Here is a 20,504-nt window from a genome sequence, read left to right on the forward strand (position 1 = left end):
AAATAATAAAAGTTTGATATAATGATAATAATTAATAGAGATTAAGAAATAAATTAAATTTTAAAATAAATATAAAAAATAGATAAGCAGGAGTGAAGAGAGATGGAAGTTTTAAAAAATTTACAACCAAACGACGTTTTTAAGTATTTTGAAGAAATATCACAAATTCCAAGAGGATCAGGAAATGAAAAGGCTATAAGTGATCACTTAGTTAAGTTTGCTAAAGATTTAAATCTTGAAGTAATTCAAGATGAAGCTTTAAATATAATAATTAGAAAGCCAGCATCAAAAGGCTATGAAAATGCTAAAGGTGTAATTATCCAAGGACATATGGATATGGTTTGTGAAAAAAATAAGGATACAGTTCATGATTTTGAAAAAGATCCAATAAAGCTTAGAGTTGATGGAGATTATATTTATGCCACAGGAACAACTTTAGGAGCAGATAACGGAATTGCAGTAGCATATGGAATGGCTCTTTTAGCTGGAAACTATGAACATCCAGCATTAGAACTTTTAATAACAACAGACGAAGAAGTTGGAATGACAGGAGCAATAGCTCTTGATGGAAAGAATATACAAGGTAAAATTCTTATGAATGTTGACTCAGAAGTTGAAGGAGAAATTCTTGTAAGCTGTGCTGGTGGAAATAGAAGTAAGATATTACTTGATATTGACTGGGAAAAAGCTGATGAATCAAAGAAAGCATTTGAAATTAGAGTTAGAGGCCTAAGAGGTGGTCACTCAGGAATGGAAATAAATAAAGAAAGAGGAAACTCAAATAAGATAATGGGAAGAGTTTTAAATAAACTTTCAAAAGATGTAGATTTCAATCTTGCTTTATTAAATGGTGGTTCAAAGAATAATGCTATTCCAAGAGAGGCAGATGCTTTGATAGTAGTAGATGAAAAAGATGTGGAAAAATTAAATTCAGTAGTTAAAGAACTAGATGCTATATTAAAGAATGAACTTAGAGTTCAAGATCCAAATGTTGAATTACAATTAATCGAAGAAGATGAAATGCCAATTGATGTTTTCTCAAAGGAAACAACAAAGAAAGCTATAATGATACTTCAATTAATTCCAAATGGTGTAGAAACAATGAGTATGGATATGGAAGGACTTGTTCAAACATCAACAAATATAGGTGTTGTTACAACAACAGATAAGGTTGTTGAATATGATAGTGCTACAAGAAGTGCTGTTGAAAGTGCAAAATGGGCATTAACAGAAAAGATTGAAAATGTAGCTTCTGTTATAGGTGCAAGACTTGAAATATCATCAAGTTATCCATCATGGGAATATAGCCCAGAATCAGAAATAAGAGAAGTTGCAGCAAAAGTATACAAAGAATTATCAGGTGAAGAAGTTAAATTTGTAGCAATTCACGCTGGAGTTGAATGTGGACTTATTGGAGAAAAAGTTGAAGGTGGACTTGATATGATTTCATTTGGTCCAAATATGTATGATGTTCATACACCAGATGAACATGTAAGTATCTCATCAGTACAAAGAACATGGGATTTCTTATTAGCTTTATTAAAAGCAGTAAAATAATTTAATTATAAATATAAAGAACTGTCTAAAAAGACAGTTCTTTTTTTATTTATAAAGTTACAATTATAGTTTATATATAGATTTTAAAAATAGTAGATTTATTAGTAATAAATATTAGACCTTAAGAATAATATGTAAATGAGAAGTAAGTTAAGGTTGGTGATTTTAGTGAAGTATACAAGATATGATGTTAAATCTAAAAAGAAGAAGGATGATTGGAAAACAACATTACTATTAATTTTAGTAGTTGTAGCTTTAGCAATCGGTATAGGTAGCTTAATATTTTTTAAATTATTCCCGAAAGATTTTAAAGCTTTAGATAAAGCTAAAACAACTCAGTCAGAAGCAAATAAAGGTGGAAGTCAAAATAATACTCCAAAGAATACAGAAACACCACCTGTGACTACAAGTAAAGGGGAAAATCAGAAAGAGGAAGTAAAAAGTACAACTACATACACAATGGTCCAATATGGATATTTTTCAAATAATGAAAGTGCTATGAAAGTTAAGAATGAAGTTGGTCAAGGAAGTACTGTATTAAAGGATGGAGATAAGTTTAGAGTTGTTGGATTTATAGGGGAAGATGATAAGGCTATAAAAGTGTCAGAAAATCTAACTAGTAAATCAGTAGAAAATACAAAAACAAGATTTCAGGTTCATAATGATGATACTTGTGATAAAGAGATAATAGAAATGATAAATGGTTTACTTAATATAACTAATAAATTAAATGAGGCTGAGGTTTCAAAGGTAAAAACAGCAGAATTTAAAACATGGACCAATAAATTAAGTGATGAAAAAGATGCAACTAATTATAAGGTGTTTAGTAAATTAAAAGAGAATATAAATAAGTTACCAGAAGAATTAAATAAAAATGGAATTGAAACTATTTATCAAATGGTTTTTGAAACTTTAAGTAACTACAAATAAATTTAAGTTGTAATTAAATTTTAATAAATACTTTTTGAGTATAGATTATAATAATTAAGGAATTTTTAAATTAAGAGCTCTAATTTTTTGGAGTTCTTTAAATTTTATATAGAAATATAAAAAAAATGGTTAATAAAAGTAGCCTTTTAATGAAAGAGATTAAAATTTTTAACATTGAATTATTTTAACTTGTGTATAAAAATAATAAATGTTAAACTATATAAGATGACAAAGAAATAGAAAATTAGGCTATTTTTTTTGTTTTTTAATATTATTCTGTATTTTTATTAGGAGTGATTCAAAAAATGAATATAATTCTAGCTTCAAAATCACCAAGAAGACAAGAACTTTTAGGTAAGATAGTAAAGGATTTTAAGATTATTGAGTCGAATTTTGATGAAACAACTGTAGAATTCAATGGAAATCCAGAAGAATATGTAAAAACTTTAGCTTTTAACAAAGCTAAAGAAGTTGCAAATAAGTTAGAAAAAACTTCTATTATTATATCAGCAGATACGGTAGTAGTGTTAGAAAATAAAATTTTAGGAAAACCTAAGAACAAAAAAGATGCTGAATGTATGTTAAAGAGTTTAAGTGGCAATAATCATAAAGTATACACTGGAGTATGTGTTCTTGATACAGCTACTAACACTTTAAAGCAAGAGGCTGTCTTAACAGAAGTGAAGTTTGGAAAACTGACTAATAAAGTTATTCAAGAGTACATAGATACGGGTGATCCTATGGATAAAGCAGGGGCCTATGGAATACAGGGCTTCGCAGCAGTTTTTGTAGAAAAAATAAATGGGTGCTATTATAATGTAATGGGACTTCCATTGAATGTTTTATACAATATGCTAAATCCTTAAGGATTTTCCACGGTGGAAATCTCTTTAAAAAGGAGTGTTTCATTGAAACAGAATTTTAAAATAGTAGATATTCCAAAAGATGAAAGACCTAGAGAAAAATTGATTAATTATGGAGTAAGTACATTAAGTGATTCTGAATTATTAGCTTTATTATTACGAACAGGACAAAAAGGTGAAAGTGTCTTAGACTTATCAAAAAGGCTTTTAGAAGCTGTTAATGGAGTCGAAGGGATTTTTAATGCATCAATAATTACTTTAATGAATGTTAAAGGAATCAAAGAGGCGAAAGCTTGTCAAATTGTTGCGGCTTGTGAACTCTATAGAAGAGCAAAAAGAGAAAACATGAAGGATTTGAAAATTAAATCACCAAGTGATATAGCAAATCTTTTTGAAGATTCTTTTATTAGAGAGAAGCAAGAAATAGTCAAGCTCATTAGTTTGAATACTAAAAATGTTGTTATATCAATAAAAGAAGTATTTAAAGGTGGTTTAAATAGTTCAATAGTTCATCCTAGAGAAATATTTAAAGAAGCTTTAAGTATAAGTGCTGCTTCGATAATTTTATGTCATAATCATCCATCAGGAGATCCGACACCAAGTATTGAAGACATTAATATAACTAAGAGAATTAAAACATGTGGAGAGGTTATTGGAATCGAACTCTTGGATCATGTTATATTAGGAAGGAACAAATTCATCAGTTTGAAAGAAAAAGGAATTATATAATCGAAAGGGGAATAAACATGGGTTTATTTGGATTAGGAATGACTAAAGACATGGGAATAGACTTAGGTACAGCTAATACTTTAGTTTTTGCTAAAGGAAAAGGTATTGTACTAAGAGAGCCATCAGTTGTTGCTATAAATAATTTAACTAAAAAGGCTTTAGCAGTAGGTGCAGAAGCAAAGCAAATGATTGGTAGAACACCAGGGAACATTGTTGCTATTAGACCATTAAAGGATGGAGTTATAGCAGATTTTGATGTTACACAAACTTTACTTAAACAATTTATTGATAAAGTTACTAATAAAGGTACTTTCACAAGTCCTAGAATAATTGTTTGTTTCCCTTCAGGTGTAACTGAAGTGGAAAAGAGAGCTATTGAAGAAGCTACTAAGCAAGCTGGAGCAAGAGATGTTATATTAATGGAAGAGCCAATGGCTGCTGCAATTGGTGCAGGACTTCCAGTAGATGAACCAACAGGAAGCATGATAGTAGATATCGGAGGCGGTACTACAGAAGTAGCAGTTGTATCACTTGGAGGAATTGTTACAAGTAAATCATTAAGAGTAGCTGGAGATGAGCTTGATCAAGCAATAATCAACTACATTAAAAGAGAATATAACTTAATGATTGGTGAAAGAACAGCAGAACAAGTTAAGATGCAATTAGGATCAGCTTTTAAGGTTGAAGGCGAAGAAGATGAAGTGATGGAAATCAAGGGAAGAGATTTAGTAACAGGTCTTCCTAAGATAGTTGAAATAAATGAAGCTCAAATTAGAGATGCTTTAAGAGAACCAGTTTCAGCAATTGTTGAATCAATTAAAACAACACTAGAAAAAACACCACCAGAACTTGCAGCTGATATAATGGATAAAGGGATAATGCTTGCAGGTGGTGGAGCTGCATTAAGAGGATTAGATCTTTTAATTAATCATGAAACACACATGCCTGTTCATATAGCCGAATCACCATTAGACTGCGTAGCTCTAGGAGCAGGAAAAGCTTTAGATAAATTTGATCTAATAGCTAAACAACAAAGAGGCTAAATTTTAGATGAAGTTCTTTAAAAGTAAACTGGCAGTAACTGTTATAGTTCTGTCAGTTACATTTTTAGGTGTGATTATTTACACTTCTAAATCAGATTCAAAATTTATCTCTGGTGCTTTAGGCGCAGGTTTTAATCCAATTCAAAAGGTTATATATATGGCAGGCGATAAAATTAAAGGTGGTATAGATTTCTTTGCTAGTTTTTCACAAGTTAAACAAGAAAATGATCAATTAAAGAAAGAAAATATAGAGCTTCAAAATCAATTAGTTGGTTATAATACTTATAAGACTGAAAATGAAAATTTAAAGAAAGAATTAAACTTTAAGCAAGGACATGAACAATATAATTATTTAGGTGTTAACATAATAGGAGAATCAGGTGGAAGCTTCTATGATGGTTATGTTATAGATAGAGGATCAGATTCAGGTATTCAAAAGGATATGATAGTTATTTCAGGAAATGAACTTGTTGGTATAGTAACAGAAGTTTATAGTAATTGGGCTAAAGTTCAAACTATAGCTAGTGAAAATACAGCTGTTGCAGCTACTGTTGAACAAACAAGTGAAGTATCTGGAATAGTAAGGGGATATAAAGACATAGCAAGTAAAGCTCCTATGGCTAAAATATTTAATCTACCAATGAATTCAACTATAAAAGCTGGGGATACTATTATTACTTCAGGACTTGGTGGAATATATCCACAAGGAATAAGAATAGGAACAGTTACTTCAGTTGAAACAGATAATGTTCAAGTTTCAAAGAGTGCAGTAATAAAGCCATTTGCAAACTTTAGTACTTTATCACAATTAGTTGTAGTAGTTCCTAAGGACCCTACAAGAGGAGAGATAAAATATTAGTTAAAGGAGAACTATAATTATGAAGAGAGTCATACTTATACTATTATGTATATTATTATTCATAGTAGATAATAGTCTTATGCCGTTTTTCAAAATAGGCGGAGTTTATCCTAGTTTATTATTTGTTTTTGTAATACTGTTCTCAACAATAAATGGCTATTGGGATGCAGTTATACTTGGCTCAGTTTCAGGTATACTTCAAGATATATATTTTACTAATGTATTTGGAATAAATGCTTTAACAAATCTTTTATTATGTGTAATTGCCGCATATATAGGTAATACAACAATTAAAAACAGAGTCGCGATACCAGTTGCAACTGTTGCAGGGCTAACAGCAGTTAAGTTTATAGTGATATTTATTTTTGGAAGAATACTCAATATGGATGTTCCTCTAGAAAATATAATTATAATGACAATTTACAACCTTGTTATTGCAATGATAATGTATGGTTGGGTATCTAGAATCTCTGGAAAGAATCTAATGAAAAAAGGTTGGAATTTTAGTAAAAACAGGTGATTAAATGAAAAAACGTAACAAAAGGAAAAGGGAACCTTTTAATAGATTCAAAGTGCTCTTAGCAATAGCTTTAGCACTTTTTCTAGTTATATTGGCTAGATTGATTTATTTACAGGTTTTTGAGTACAAAGATTTACAGACAAAAGCAAATATAAGATCAACAAGATTTATGCCAACACAAGCTCCAAGAGGAAAAATTTATAGTTCAGATGGAGATCTTTTGGCTACAAATAAAGAAGTTTATAATCTTACTTATACAGCAGAAAGTAATAAAGCTTCAAATAGCTTTTTTGATACTATGAATTCAGTATTCAATATCTTAAAGGCTAATAATGAACTTGATAAGGTAGATGATAGTTTAAATCTAAAAATAAATAGTTCAGGACAATTATATTTTGATTTTCCAGTAAGTAAAACTAATCAAAAAGTATGGGATGCTCAAAAATTAAGATTTATGTATGATAGAGGACTTGAAGGTCCTGTTGAAAATAAGATTGCTCCTAAAAATGATGGTAATTTTACAGCACAGCAAAAAGCTGAAGCTGATAAAATATTATTATCATATACACCAGAGCAAACTTTTGATGAGTTAGTTAAAACATATAAGCTTTATAATATGCTTAATATTGGAAAAACTTTAACACCAGCAGAGCAGAAGGCTTTTAATAAGACATATAGCAATATGACTGGAGCTCAAATAACACAAGAGTTATTAAAACATTTTAGTCTAACTGAAATTAGAGAATTCATGGTAGTTAAAGATGCTATGAAGTTACAAAGTTATTCAGGATTTAAGCCTATTCCTATAGCTTCTAATTTAGATCAGAATGTAGCTTATATATTCTATCAAAAGCTTAGTTCACTTCCAGGTATTAATGTAGCAAAAACTCCTGTAAGATATTATCCTTATGGATCACTTGCTTCACATATTATAGGATATATGGGAGCAATACCAGCAGATCAAACTAATAAGTATGAATCTCAAGGTTATGATATTTCATCTGATTTAATAGGTGTTTCAGGAATAGAGTCTGCATATGAAAATGTATTAAGAGGTAGAAATGGAGGAACTTTAATAAAAGTAAACTCAGATGGACAAAAGATAGAAGATCTTTATACAAAGCAAGCCTATCCAGGTGATAATGTTCATTTAACAATTAATGCAGATATGCAATATGCAGCTACAAAGATGCTACAAACTCAAATGAACTATATACAAAAAAATGAACCTTATGGTAAAGATGCTAAAATGGGAGCAGCAATAGCTGTTGATGTTCATACAGGAGCTATTCTTGCTATGGTTAGTTTACCTAATTATAACCCAAATGATTTTGCAAGTGGAAAAATAAGTAATGCAGTATTCCAAAAATACTTTAATCCAGATATAGCAACTGTAGGGCAGCAATTTATTACTTCTATGGGATTAAATAAGACTATAGATCAAATGTTCCCAGAAGATTCAAATGGTAATAGAACAGATAAATATGATGTATTACCAAAGCCTTTATTTAACTATGCTACAATGGGACTTATTCCACCGGGTTCAACATTTAAACCAGTTACTGCAACAGCAGCATTAGAATCAGGAGTAACAAATGCAGCATTTACTGTAACAGATTCTCCTAACTTATATTATACTGGAGAACCAAATATATTTGGTAAGACTCTTCCAAAGGATAATGCAGACCATGGAGTTGTAGATATAGTAAAAGCTGTAGAAGTTTCATGTAACAACTATTTCTACACTATGGCAGCAAAGCTTTATTATAAATACGGTCAATCTGTTGATGCTTTAAATATAATAGCTAAATATGCAGCAGAATTTGGACTTGGAACAGTACCAGGTAGTGGTCAAAAAGCATCAACGGGTATAGAAATACCAGAGAAGTTTGGGAATGCTTATAGTTTCCAAAACTTTAAAAAGAATTCTATTTTCTACTCAAAGTGGACTTTAGTTTCTGATTTAAAAGCTGGTAAGTTTGATGCTGTTAATATTCCATTTGCTCCAATTGATATATCAGTAAGTGCATCAGATTCTAAAGAAGTAGCACAAGCTAAAGCTAATATAAAAACAATAGTTAATAAACAACTAGAAAAAATAGGAGTAGATGATGTACAAAGTAATGATGCTCAAACAGCCTTTATAAATGATTTAAAGGGAGCATTAAAGCAATTCTATGATGTATCTCCAGAAACTCAAAAATCTGTAGCAGAATTTATGGCTAAAAATCCATCAATAAAGAGTGTAGATCAAGATTTAGATAATACTGCAACAGCTATAGATAGATGGGTAGCATATACAATGTATACAACAATGACAACACCAGCTCAGCTTGGATATGCAGCTATTGGTCAAGGGTTAAATGAATTTACACCACTTCAAATAGCTGGATATGTAGCAACACTTGCTAATGGAGGAACAAGATATAAACTTCATCTTGTAGATGAAATAACATCACCAACAGGTCAAGTTATAGAAAAAACTAAACCTGAAGTTATTGATAAAGTTAATATCTCTCCAGAAAATTTAAAACTTATAAAGCAAGGTATGTATAATGTCAATAACGAGGTACACGGAACAGCTTATACAGTATTTGGAGGTAAAGGATTCCCAATACCTACAGCAGGTAAAACAGGTACAGCTTCTCTTGTAGAAGATGAACATAGCTTCGGAAGAGCAGCTTGGGGAGTTTATATTTCATTTGCTCCGGTAGAAAATCCTCAAATTGCAGTAGCAGTTGTAATTTATAATGGTATACATGGATACTTTGGTGCACCAGTTGCTAGAGCTATCTATGAAACATACTTTAGAGATGAAATAAAGAAGGATTATCCAAATTATCATCCAACAACTATGGCAGGAGAACCATATGATTATACATTAAATCCTGTTATTCCAAAGATTACAGATGGAAATGTGCCAGATGATACAAATACAGAAGCTAATACTGATAAATCTAAGGATTCTAAAGTAGATAGTAATTCTACAAATAAGGATAATAAATCTTCACAAGATACAAAAAATACAAATACAGCTACAAAACAAAATACATTAAGTACAGTTGATTAAAAATATATTGTTAAAAGTAGTTAATATTAAAAACTGATGGGAAGTTTCCCATCAGTTTTTTATTGTTTTAGGTTTAAAAAAGGGGGCTAGAGTGTAAGTAAGGATAATGTCATAAGATTGTTTACAAATTTTAAACTATTGACTATGCCTAAATTGATAGAATTTAGTGAGTAATATTAAAGAATATAAAAGTATTAGAGATTTTAAATTTGATTAAAATTTGGGTGATAAGTTTTAATTGTTTATAAAGACAATTTTAAAAAGGGGGAAACTTTTTAAATTAAGTTAGTGTTTTATAAATGATTATAATTTAAGGAAAACAGGTGATGAAATGAAAATATTTCGCAGAAGGCGAAAATCTACGGATAGATATTCCTTGCTTATCATAATAGCAGTTATTGTTTTTACATTACTGATAGCAAGATTAATATACCTACAGGTTTTCGAACATCAAAGCTTTGAAGCTAAAGCAGATATAAGATCTACTAGGTTCATAGAGCAACCAGCACCCAGAGGTAAAATCTATAGTGCAAATGGTGATTTATTAGCTACTAATAAAGAACAATATACTCTTGAGTTTACTGAGACACAAACAGGTATGAAAGATTTCTATAATACTATAAATACAGTGTTCAAACTTTTAAAACAAAATAATGAATTTTCTAAACTGCAAGATACATTCCAACTACAAATAGATCCTAAAACAGGAAAGTTAGAATTTAATTTCCCAGTATCTGAAAGTTCAGATCCAAAAGTTTATGATTCACTTAAAATAAGATTTATGTATAATAGAGGACTTGAAGCACCTATACAAAATAAAATTGCACCAAAGAATGATGGTACATTTACACCAGCTCAAACAGCAGAAGTAAACAAAATATTACTAACATATACACCACAAGAAACTTTTGATGATTTAGTAAAGCAATATGGTCTTTACAATATGCTTAATATAGGAAAGACTTTAACACCTGCTGAGCAAACTGCTTTTAATAATGAGTATCAAAAGATGCCAGCAGCTGAAATCACAAAGATTCTTTTACAACATTATAGCTTAACTGAAATAAGAGACTTTATGCTTATAAAGGATACTATGAAGTTACAAAGTTATTCAGGATTTAAGCCTGTAATAATAGCTAAGAACATAGGAAAGAGTGTAGCATTTATCTTTGAACAAGAAGCAAGTACTATGCCGGGAATTAGTGTAGTTGAAACACCAGTTAGATATTATCCATATGGAACATTAGCTTCACACGTTATTGGATATCTTGGTGCTATACCATCTAGTGAGGCAAATACTTACGAAGAACAAGGATATAATGTATCAAATGACTTAATAGGGGTTGCAGGAATAGAAGCAGCTGAACAAAATGTATTAAGAGGTAGAACTGGTGGAACAATGGTTAAAGTTAATGCCGAAGGGCAAAAAGTACAAACATTGTATACAATACCAGCTTATCCAGGAGATAACGTACATTTAACTATTAATACAAACTTAGAATATACAGCGCAAAGAGCATTACAACAGCAAATGACTTTCATACAAAAAACTCAACCATATGGTGAAGATGCTAAAATGGGAGCTGTTATAGCTGTTAATGTTCACACAGGTGGAATATTAGCAATGGCTAGTTTACCAGGTTATAACCCAAATGATTTTGCAACAGGTAAGGTTAGTCAAAAAGTATTTAATAAATACTTCAATCCTGATGTAGCAAAACTTGGTCAAGAATTTATTGATTCATCAGGAATAGATAAAACATTAAATCAAATGTTCCCATTACAACCAAATGGAACTAGAGAAGATTTATATGATGTTTTACCTAAACCTTTATTTAACTATGCAACAATGGGACTTGTTCCACCAGGATCAACATTTAAGCTTATTAACTCAACTGCTGCTCTTGAAACAGGAGTAACAGATGCATCATATACAATTGATGATGCTCCATATCCTTGGTATTATGATGCACAACCAAATATATTTGGTGATGATCTTCCAAAGGATAACTACGATCACGGAGTTGTTAATATAGTAAAAGCTATAGAGGTTTCATGTAATACATACTTCTTTAATATGGCTGCTAAGATGTACTATAAGTACAATCAATCAGTTTCAGCTCTTAATATATTAGCTGAATATGCAGCTAAGTTTGGTATGGGAGTAATGCCAGGAAGTGATCAAAAAGCATCAACAGGTATTGAATTACCAGAAAACTTTGGTAACACATATAACTTTGATGATTTTAAGAAGAACTCTATTTTCTATTCAAAGTGGACATATGTTGCTGATATGGCAAAAGGACAATTACCTGGAGAATCTATAACTTTCGTTCCATTAAATGTTGGAATTAATCCAAAGGATCCAAAGGACCTTGCAGATGCAAAGGCTAAATTACTTGAAGATATAGATAATCAAATGGAAAAGATCGGATTCCAAAATATAAGAAGTGATGAAGCTCAACAAAAGTTTATAGCTGAACTTCAAGGAGATTTACAAAACTTCTATAATGTATCACCAGGTGCTAAAAAGAGTTTAGCAGAAGCAATAGCTAAAGATCCAAAATTAACAGTTCAAGGCGATCTTAAAGAAACAGCAATTGCGATTGATAGATGGATAGTATATACAATGTATACAACAATAACAACACCAGCTCAGCTTGGATATGCAGCTATTGGACAAGGGTTAAGTGAATATACTCCTTTACAAATAGCAGATTATGCAGCAACACTTGCTAATGGTGGTACAAGATATGCACTTCATCTTGTAAGTGAGATAACATCACCAACAGGACAAGTTATTGAAAAAGTACAACCAGAAATATTAGATAAGGTTAATATTCCACCAGCTGATGAAGATCTTATAAAAAGAGGAATGTGGGAAGTTGATAACTCAATTCAAGGTACATCAGATATAGACTTTGGTTATGGATATAAAGATTTCCCAATACCAACTGCTGGTAAGACAGGAACAGCCTCATTAATTAAAGATGAGCATAGTTTTGGTAGAGCAGCTTGGGGAGTATTTATTTCATATGCTCCAGTAAAGAACCCACAAATTGCCGTAGCTGTTGTTATATATAATGGTATTCACGGAGAATGGGGTGCTCCAGTTGCTAGAGCAATTTATGAAACATATTTCAGAAATGAAATAAATAAAGATTATCCAAGTTATAGACCAACTACATCAACAAATGCTACTTATAGCTATAGTTTACATCCACCACTACCAAGCATCACTGATAATGAGTCACCTGCAATAACAGGAGAAGGTTCAGAATTAAATGCTAGTGCAAATGATAGTGATAATGGAAAGAGTAGTAGTACACAAACAAAAGCTACTACAAATAAAAAAGCTATAAATGATTAGTATTTAAAATAATAAATGATTGATAATAAAGACTATTAGTTGAGATATTTAAATCTTAACTAATAGTCTTTTAATTTTTTGTATACATTTTGAGACATATCCCAATAATTGATAAAAAAAATATATAATAGAATCTATAAGAGGTTTGTAGAAAAAGGATAAAATTAGGGGGATACATGATTAGGAAGAATAAGGGGTTTAGAAATAATAGATTTAAGTCATTAATTGGGATAATGGCATTTCTTTTTATGATTATAATATCTAGATTAATATACTTACAGGTTTTTAGACATGAGGATTTTAAAGAAAAAGCAGATACTAGATCAATGAGGTTTATGGCAGAGAAAGCTCCAAGGGGAAAAATTTATGATTCTAAGGGTAATGTTTTAGCTACAAATAAGCAAACGTATATTGCTACATTTACAGAAACAGAAAGTTCAAAAGAAGCTTTTTATAGAACTATGAATTTATTCTTTAAGGTTATGAAAGAAAATAATGAACAAATAAATGATGATCTTGATTTAATAATAAATGAAAATGGCAAGATAGTTTTTGATTTTGGATTTGAGAATGAAGACAATATAAGAGCGGCAGAATTAAGATTTAAGAAGGATAGAGGGCTTGAGGATGAAATAAAGAAGGAATTATATCCAAAGCAATCAGAGGACCTAACAGATGAACAAATAGAAACTATCGAGAAAAAGCTTTTAGAAATCACACCAGAACAAGTATTTTATTATTTGGTTAAAAAATATGATATGGCAGAACTATTATCAGAATATAAAGATAGAGATAAAAATATGACTAGCAAAGAGGATGCTAATTATAGAAAGGCTATTAAAAATAGATATAATCAAAAAGAATTAAGTGATTATGAAAATGGTAAGAAGTTATTAGACGACCTTTTAAAAGAAAATAGTCTTGAAGAGATAAGAGATTATATGGTTATAAAAGATGCTATTAAAATGCAAAGTTTTTCAGGTTTTAGACCAGTTGTAATAGCACCTACTATGTCAAAAGATACTGCATTCATATTATCTCAAAAGCTTAATGATTTAAATGGAATAGATATAGCTTTAGAGCCAGTTAGATATTATCCTTATGGACAACTTGGAGCTCATTTCTTAGGATATGTTGGAGCTATTCCAAGCAGTAGTAAAGATAAATATGAGCAAAGAGGATATGATATATCAACAGACCTTATAGGTATGGCTGGAATAGAATCAAGTTTTGAGAGCATTTTAAAAGGAACTAAAGGCGGAGATATGGTTAAGGTTAATGCTGAAGGGAGAAGAAGAGAGAGCCTTTACAGTATGCAAACTACTCCAGGGAAAAATGTTCATCTAACAATAGATAAAGATTTACAATATTCAGCAGAAAAAATGTTAGAAACTCAGCTTAAATATCTACAGACACAGGGGAATAATGCTACAAGGGGAGCTGCTGTTGCTATTAATGTTAAAACAGGAGAAGTTTTAGCAATGGCAAGTTATCCTAGTTATGATCCAAATATGTTTGCAACAGGAAAAGTTGATAATGATAAAGCTAAGGATTTAATAAGTCCAGATCTTGAAAGCTTTGGTAAAGAATTTATAAGTAGAAGAGGACTTAAAAAAACATTAGATGAAGTATTTCCTAAGGATAGTAATGGAGTAAGACAGGATCCTAATGATTTATATCCAAAGGCAATGTTCAATTATGCTACTATGGGACTTATACCTCCAGGATCAGTATTTAAGCCTATAACAGCTATTGCTGCTTTAGAAGAAGGGGTTATGGGAGCTTATGAAACTATAAATGATGGAAGTGTTCTAGGATCAGGATATCAATTTATTAAGTATCCCAATCTTATTAAAACTCCAAAAGATAATGGATTCCATGGAGTAGTTGATGTAAGAGGAGCTATTCAAAAGTCATGTAACTCATATTTCTATGAGACAGCTGTTAGGTTATATAGAAAATATGAAAATAGTGTAGAAGCTTTAAATAGTATAGCTAAATATGCATGGCAATTTGGTATTGGTAACGATCCTAATAAAGAAGATTCTATTTCAGGAACTGGCATTGAAATAGCAGAAAGAGCTAGTGATGTATATAATGTTGAATCATCAAAGGAAAAATTCCAAACATTCTCTATGTGGGAAATGGTTGATGGAATGAAAAATGGACAAATGAGAGGAAGCGGAAATACATTTGTATCGGTTGATATTGAAAAGAAAACTGATGATTCTAAAGATTTAAAAGAAGCTAAGGAAAATTTAAAAACATTAGTTAAAGAACAGATAGGTAAATTTGCTACAGATGAGTATGATGGATCAGAAGTTCAGTTTAAAAAAGAAGCTGAAAAAAGATTAAAAGATATATACGATACTTCTGATATTTACAAAGATAATATTAAAAAGAAAAATGCTGATGCTAAAAAGCAATATAAGATGGTTGCAGAGGAACTTTGGAATTGGTTACACTTTACCGTGAGAAAAGAAGTTACTAGTGCTGGTAACTTAGCTAATGCAGCTATTGGACAAGGGGACACTAATGTTACCCCATTACAAATGGCAAGTACTATTGCAACTCTTGCAAATGGAGGAACAAGATATAAAGTTAGTATAGTAGATAAAATAACAACTGCAGATGGTGAGTTAGTAGAAGATTTTAAGCCAGAAGTTATTGGAAAGGTTGATGTTAGTAAATCAACTCTTGATATAGTTAAAGAAGGAATGTATAGAGTTAACCATGTAGCTGGAGGAACAGCAATTGGAACATTTGCTAATTTCCCAATAAAAACAGCAGGTAAAACTGGTACAGCAACATTTAAAGCAGATCAAGAGGAGTATGGAAGAAAGGCTTTTGGTGTTTATGTTTCATATGCACCTATAGAAGATCCAGAGATAGCAGTGTGTGTTGTTGGATATGATAGTGATGGAGGCTCAAAAGTAGCTATAGTTGCAAGAGCTATCTATGAAACTTATTGGAGAGATGAAATTAAATCAAAATATCCAGGATATACACCAAGAACAGCAAATGGTGAGGAATATACTTATACTTTAAATCCAGAGAGTATGAATTATCAAGATACAGGTATATTCTATGAAACTGAAATTGATAAAGTTATAAAGCATGATTCAAATGACAATAAAGAGAATACAGATAACAAAGAGAAAAAAGAAAATTAAATATAATTAGTAATAAGGTCTTTATCAGATTGGTTAATAAAATCAATATTGATAAGGGCTTTTTACTTTTTAGTATATAAAATGAATTGATTTTAATTATTTTATGGTATAAATTCTATCAAGGGGTTCTTTTTTATTTAAAAATTATATTATTCAATATAATTTAAAAATAGATATTAATTTAATACTATAATTAAAAGATATAGCTAAATTTTACTGTAAATATATATAAATAATTAAAAATATGTAAAAATAAGTTAAAATAAGATGAAATACTTCAAATATTTAAAATATGTTAAAATTAATACTTTAATAACTGGTAAATACCTTATATAATAAATATATGTGCTAAATTTAAATGTATTTTTTTAGTAAATAGCAAAAAAATTTTGTATGCTTATTTGGAGGTTATTAGTTAATATGCAAAATAAAAATATAATGATAAAAGGTAATAAAGATGGTCTAAATGCTATTATAAATATGGATAAATTTGGCGACTTTGAAGAGATGTTAGAGGCTCTAGTTGAAAGACTAAGTGTAGGTAAGCATTTTTATAAAGGAGCTACTTTAACTATAACTGCTGATTTAAAGCATATAAATGAAAGACAAATGTCAAAATTAAAAGACGTTTTGTTTGATGAAATATTAATAAAAGACTGTATTTTTGCGGATAAAGAAGAGAAAGAAGAAAAATTTTTTCAAGGAGTATATGAGGGAAGGACTAAATTCTTAAGAAAATCAATTAGGAGTGGTCAATGTGTTAGTTACTCTGGGAACATAGTTATAATTGGAGATGTAAATCATGGAGCAGAAGTTATTGCTCTGGGAAACATAATAGTTTTTGGTAGTATAAAAGGTAGAGTTTTTGCTGGTAATAATGGGAATACTAGAGCAATAATATCAGCCTTTCTATTACAACCAGAGGTATTGTCAATAGCTGGAGTTATGACAATTACACCAGATGATTTTGAGATACCTAATTATCCAGAGGTAGCTAAATTGAAGGATGGGGCTATAATTGTTGAGCCGTATCTTCCAAATAAATATACATATAAAAAATAGTGGAGGTAATTAAAAATGGGAGAATCTATAGTAATAACTTCAGGAAAAGGTGGAGTTGGTAAAACTACTACAACTGCTAATATAGGTACAGCACTTGCATCACTAGGAAAAAAGGTAGTTGTTATTGATGGTGATACTGGACTTAGAAATCTTGATGTTTTAATGGGATTAGAAAATAGAATAGTATATACAATAATAGATGTAATAGAAAATAGATGTAGAACAAAGCAAGCTTTAATAAAGGATAAGAGATTTCCAAGTTTATTCTTATTACCAACAGCTCAAACAAAGGATAAGGATGATATAAGCGGAGATCAAATGTTAAGATTAATAAATGAACTTAAAGAAGATTTTGATTATGTTTTAATAGACTGTCCAGCTGGTATAGAACAAGGATTTGAAAATGCAATTATAGGAGCTGACAAGGCTATAGTAATTGTTAATCCGGAAATAACATCTGTAAGAGATGCTGATAGAGTTATAGGAAAGCTTGATGCAAAAGGTCTTGATGATCACAAAGTTGTTATAAATAGATTAAATTATGAAATGACACAAAAGGGAGACATGTTAGATATCCCTGATATATTAGAGATATTATCTGTAGAACTTTTAGGGGTAGTTCCAGACGATAAAGGAATTACAGTTTCAACAAATAAGGGAGAACCAATAGTTTTAAATAAAGATGCATTAGCAGGAAAAGCATTTACAAATATCGCTAAGAGAATAAATGGACAAGAAGTTCCAATATTAAATCTTAATACAGAAAGTCAAGGATTCTTTAGCTCAATATTAAAATTATTTAGAAGAAATTAGGGGGCGACATAATTGTTTAAATTTTTTTCTAGTAAGCCTTCACCTAAGCAAGTAGCTAAGGATAGGTTAAAGCTTATACTTATACATGACAGAGGAGAATTATCACCAACAACATTAGAAAAAATAAGACGAGAAATTTATGAAGTTTTAGCAAAATACGTTGATATAGATGATCAGGATATTGATATAGCGGTTACAAAATCAACTGATATGGATGGAGAAATGCCTTCATTAATAGCAAATATTCCAATAAAAAATCTAAGAGGGAGATAATTTTAAAATTTTTCCCCTTGTAAAAATTTTAAAATTAGGTTATATTATCGATAGGATTCTTTAAGGAACTAAACTAGGTTTGGAGGGTTATCTATGCTTAAGAGACTAAAGATAGATCCGAGATTAAGGAGAGAGATGAATTTCGGGATGTTGATAGCGACATTACTTATCACTGCATTTGGTATATTTAACATATATCTAGCAACCTACAACCAATGGGGAATAGAATATGCCTTAAAACAATCAATATGGTGTGGAATATCACTTATAGCAATGTATGTAATTTTAAGATGGGATTATACAGCTATATATGATTATGTAGAAATATTTTACTGGTTCTCTATCTTCCTATTATTTATAACAAGATTTATAGGAACTACTGTTAATGGAGCAAGAGGTTGGATAGAACTTGGTCCTGTTAGTATTCAGCCATCTGAAATAGCTAAGATAGCTATGATTATGATGATGGGTAAACAGTTGCAGAAAGCAGATGGAAATGTAAATAATTTAAAGACATTTATGTTAATGTGTCTATATGCTATGATTCCTATGGCGCTTATAATTGTTCAACCTGATATGGGTATGACCTTAGTTTGTTTCTTTATGGTTTTAGGAATTTTTTATTGTTCAGGTTTAAACTTAAAGGTAATCTTAGGTGGACTAGTTTCAATGGTTGTTGTAGTTGCACTAGTATGGAACTCAGGTTTCATAAAAGATTATCAAAAGGCAAGACTTTCAGGGTTCTTACATCCAAGTACAGATGAGCTTGGAATAAACTTACAACTTAATCAATCTATGATTGGTATAGGGTCAGGTGGATTCTTTGGAATAGGACCTGAAATGAATGTACAAGGTGGAGGATATGCTGCTGAATTCGTTCCAGAAAGACAAACAGACTTTATTTTCACTGTTATTGGTGAACACTGGGGAACAATAGGAGCTATAATATTATTAATGTTATACTTCATATTACTTTCAGGAATGGTTAATACAGCTAGAAAGTCAAAAGATATATTTGGAATGGTAATAAGTGTCGGAATTTGTTCGTACTTTATATATGCTATTCTACAAAATATAGGAATGACTATAGGACTTATGCCTATTACAGGTATTACATTACCACTTGTAAGTTATGGAGGAAGTTCACTTCTAACAACATACGCAAGTATTGCCCTTGTATTAAACATAAGTATGAGAAAGAAAAGACTAAAATTCTAAGAAAAGAAGCAATCTCGTAAGAGATGGCTTCTTTTTTTATTTATGTAAAATAAGTTCTAAGATTTAATTCAATAAAATATATATTAATTAAGAATTTTTATAATTTTAGAATAAAAAGATATAAACGGGTGATGTGAAATGGGAAAATATGATAAGGTTTATGAGCAATATTATAGAAATATAGGCGGTAGTGATAAGATATTTAGAAATAAACAGGAAGAAAATTTAAATGATGTTAAGTATACAATTAGAGGTTCAAATAGAGGGAATAACAATAATAGAAGGAAAAATGATGATAATTTATTAGTGATTTTAGCAAGGATTTTTTTAGTATCAACAGTTCTTTCATTAGCTCTATTTTCTGGAATAGTTATTTGTAAATATAATTTTGGTGAAAAAGGTCAATATGTTTATCTTTATTTTAAGGATGTAGTATCTACTGATGGCTATTATAAAGACTATATATCATCATTGAAGTTAGATATAGTAGCAAAACTTAAAAGAGATGATGATTATTTTTTAGATGCTAGTATGATTGAGGGGAAAAAGAATTTAGAAGAAAAGGTAGAAAAGGCAGCTAAGTTAGATAAGGAAAATGATGAGAGTACTAAAGTTGGCTCATTTAATATTGATGATAGTGTAGTAGAAGATGATAGTAGTTCTAATACACTTTCTAAAGAGTCATATAAAGATATAGTATCAACTTTTAAAGGATTTGATATAAAAGCAAAGAGTGATGAGGGAATTGTATTATCTTTAGAGGATAAAAAGTTATTACTTGCTAAAGATGGAGTGGTTAAAGATACTGATGAAAAGAAGGAAGGATTTATGGTGGTTATAAAATATAGTGATAATTTAGAGGGGTATTTTTATAATTTAGAGTCCTTAGAGTGTAAACAAGGAGATAAACTTAAAAAAGGAGATGGAATAGGAAATATAAAAACAAAGAAGGATATTGTTTTTAAACTTAAAGCTAATGGAGAATTTGTAAGTCCAAAGGAATATTTAGATTTTATTTAATTAG

The 20,504-nt window shown here is 30.2% G+C and carries 15 protein-coding genes; all 15 read left to right on the forward strand.

Annotated elements, in window-relative coordinates:
- The first annotated feature begins 102 nt into the window (after nucleotides 1–102).
- The 15 genes from BN8917_RS06060 to BN8917_RS06130 all read left to right on the forward strand — a co-directional run bounded on the left by BN8917_RS06060 (nucleotide 103) and on the right by BN8917_RS06130 (nucleotide 20,500).
- Nucleotides 103–1,557, forward strand: coding sequence for an aminoacyl-histidine dipeptidase (locus tag BN8917_RS06060; protein WP_066871914.1), 1,455 nt, complete (start codon nucleotides 103–105; stop codon nucleotides 1,555–1,557).
- 168 nt (nucleotides 1,558–1,725) lie between these two features.
- Nucleotides 1,726–2,487: a hypothetical protein gene (locus tag BN8917_RS06065; protein ID WP_066871917.1), complete on the forward strand. Its 762-nt coding sequence runs from the start codon at nucleotides 1,726–1,728 to the stop codon at nucleotides 2,485–2,487.
- Between the two features lie 305 nt (nucleotides 2,488–2,792).
- Nucleotides 2,793–3,353, forward strand: coding sequence for a Maf-like protein (locus BN8917_RS06070; protein ID WP_066871920.1), 561 nt, complete (start codon nucleotides 2,793–2,795; stop codon nucleotides 3,351–3,353).
- A 42-nt stretch (nucleotides 3,354–3,395) separates the two neighbouring features.
- Nucleotides 3,396–4,079 carry a RadC family protein gene (radC, locus tag BN8917_RS06075; protein ID WP_066871923.1) on the forward strand — a complete coding sequence of 228 codons (684 nt, stop codon included), beginning with the start codon at nucleotides 3,396–3,398 and terminating at the stop codon, nucleotides 4,077–4,079.
- A 17-nt stretch (nucleotides 4,080–4,096) separates the two neighbouring features.
- Nucleotides 4,097–5,122: a rod shape-determining protein gene (locus tag BN8917_RS06080; protein ID WP_066871926.1), complete on the forward strand. Its 1,026-nt coding sequence runs from the start codon at nucleotides 4,097–4,099 to the stop codon at nucleotides 5,120–5,122.
- A 7-nt stretch (nucleotides 5,123–5,129) separates the two neighbouring features.
- Complete coding sequence (gene mreC, locus BN8917_RS06085; RefSeq protein ID WP_066871929.1) at nucleotides 5,130–5,981, forward strand: rod shape-determining protein MreC; 852 nt, start codon at nucleotides 5,130–5,132, stop codon at nucleotides 5,979–5,981.
- Between the two features lie 19 nt (nucleotides 5,982–6,000).
- On the forward strand, nucleotides 6,001–6,501 hold the full coding sequence (gene mreD / locus BN8917_RS06090) for a rod shape-determining protein MreD (protein ID WP_066871933.1): 501 nt from the start codon (nucleotides 6,001–6,003) through the stop codon (nucleotides 6,499–6,501).
- 91 nt (nucleotides 6,502–6,592) lie between these two features.
- Complete coding sequence (locus tag BN8917_RS06095; protein WP_207644762.1) at nucleotides 6,593–9,571, forward strand: penicillin-binding transpeptidase domain-containing protein; 2,979 nt, start codon at nucleotides 6,593–6,595, stop codon at nucleotides 9,569–9,571.
- A 331-nt stretch (nucleotides 9,572–9,902) separates the two neighbouring features.
- Complete coding sequence (locus tag BN8917_RS06100; protein ID WP_084748505.1) at nucleotides 9,903–12,941, forward strand: peptidoglycan D,D-transpeptidase FtsI family protein; 3,039 nt, start codon at nucleotides 9,903–9,905, stop codon at nucleotides 12,939–12,941.
- A gap of 176 nt (nucleotides 12,942–13,117) precedes the next feature.
- A complete protein-coding gene (locus tag BN8917_RS06105; protein WP_066871942.1) occupies nucleotides 13,118–16,114 on the forward strand; it encodes a penicillin-binding transpeptidase domain-containing protein in 2,997 nt (998 codons plus the stop codon).
- 420 nt (nucleotides 16,115–16,534) lie between these two features.
- Nucleotides 16,535–17,176 carry a septum site-determining protein MinC gene (gene minC, locus BN8917_RS06110; RefSeq protein WP_066871945.1) on the forward strand — a complete coding sequence of 214 codons (642 nt, stop codon included), beginning with the start codon at nucleotides 16,535–16,537 and terminating at the stop codon, nucleotides 17,174–17,176.
- A 15-nt stretch (nucleotides 17,177–17,191) separates the two neighbouring features.
- The gene (gene minD / locus BN8917_RS06115; RefSeq protein ID WP_066871948.1) at nucleotides 17,192–17,989 is read left to right on the forward strand and encodes a septum site-determining protein MinD; all 798 of its coding nucleotides are present in this window, start codon (nucleotides 17,192–17,194) and stop codon (nucleotides 17,987–17,989) included.
- Between the two features lie 12 nt (nucleotides 17,990–18,001).
- Entirely contained in the window at nucleotides 18,002–18,262 is a 261-nt protein-coding gene (gene minE, locus BN8917_RS06120) for a cell division topological specificity factor MinE (RefSeq protein ID WP_066871951.1), read from the forward strand.
- 93 nt (nucleotides 18,263–18,355) lie between these two features.
- Nucleotides 18,356–19,480, forward strand: coding sequence for a rod shape-determining protein RodA (gene rodA / locus BN8917_RS06125; protein WP_066871954.1), 1,125 nt, complete (start codon nucleotides 18,356–18,358; stop codon nucleotides 19,478–19,480).
- A gap of 138 nt (nucleotides 19,481–19,618) precedes the next feature.
- The gene (locus tag BN8917_RS06130) at nucleotides 19,619–20,500 is read left to right on the forward strand and encodes a peptidoglycan DD-metalloendopeptidase family protein (RefSeq protein WP_066871957.1); all 882 of its coding nucleotides are present in this window, start codon (nucleotides 19,619–19,621) and stop codon (nucleotides 20,498–20,500) included.
- Nucleotides 20,501–20,504: the final 4 nt, after the last annotated feature.

This window comes from Clostridium mediterraneense (assembly GCF_900091705.1).
In the GTDB taxonomy this organism is placed as follows: domain Bacteria; phylum Bacillota; class Clostridia; order Clostridiales; family Clostridiaceae; genus Sarcina; species Sarcina mediterraneense.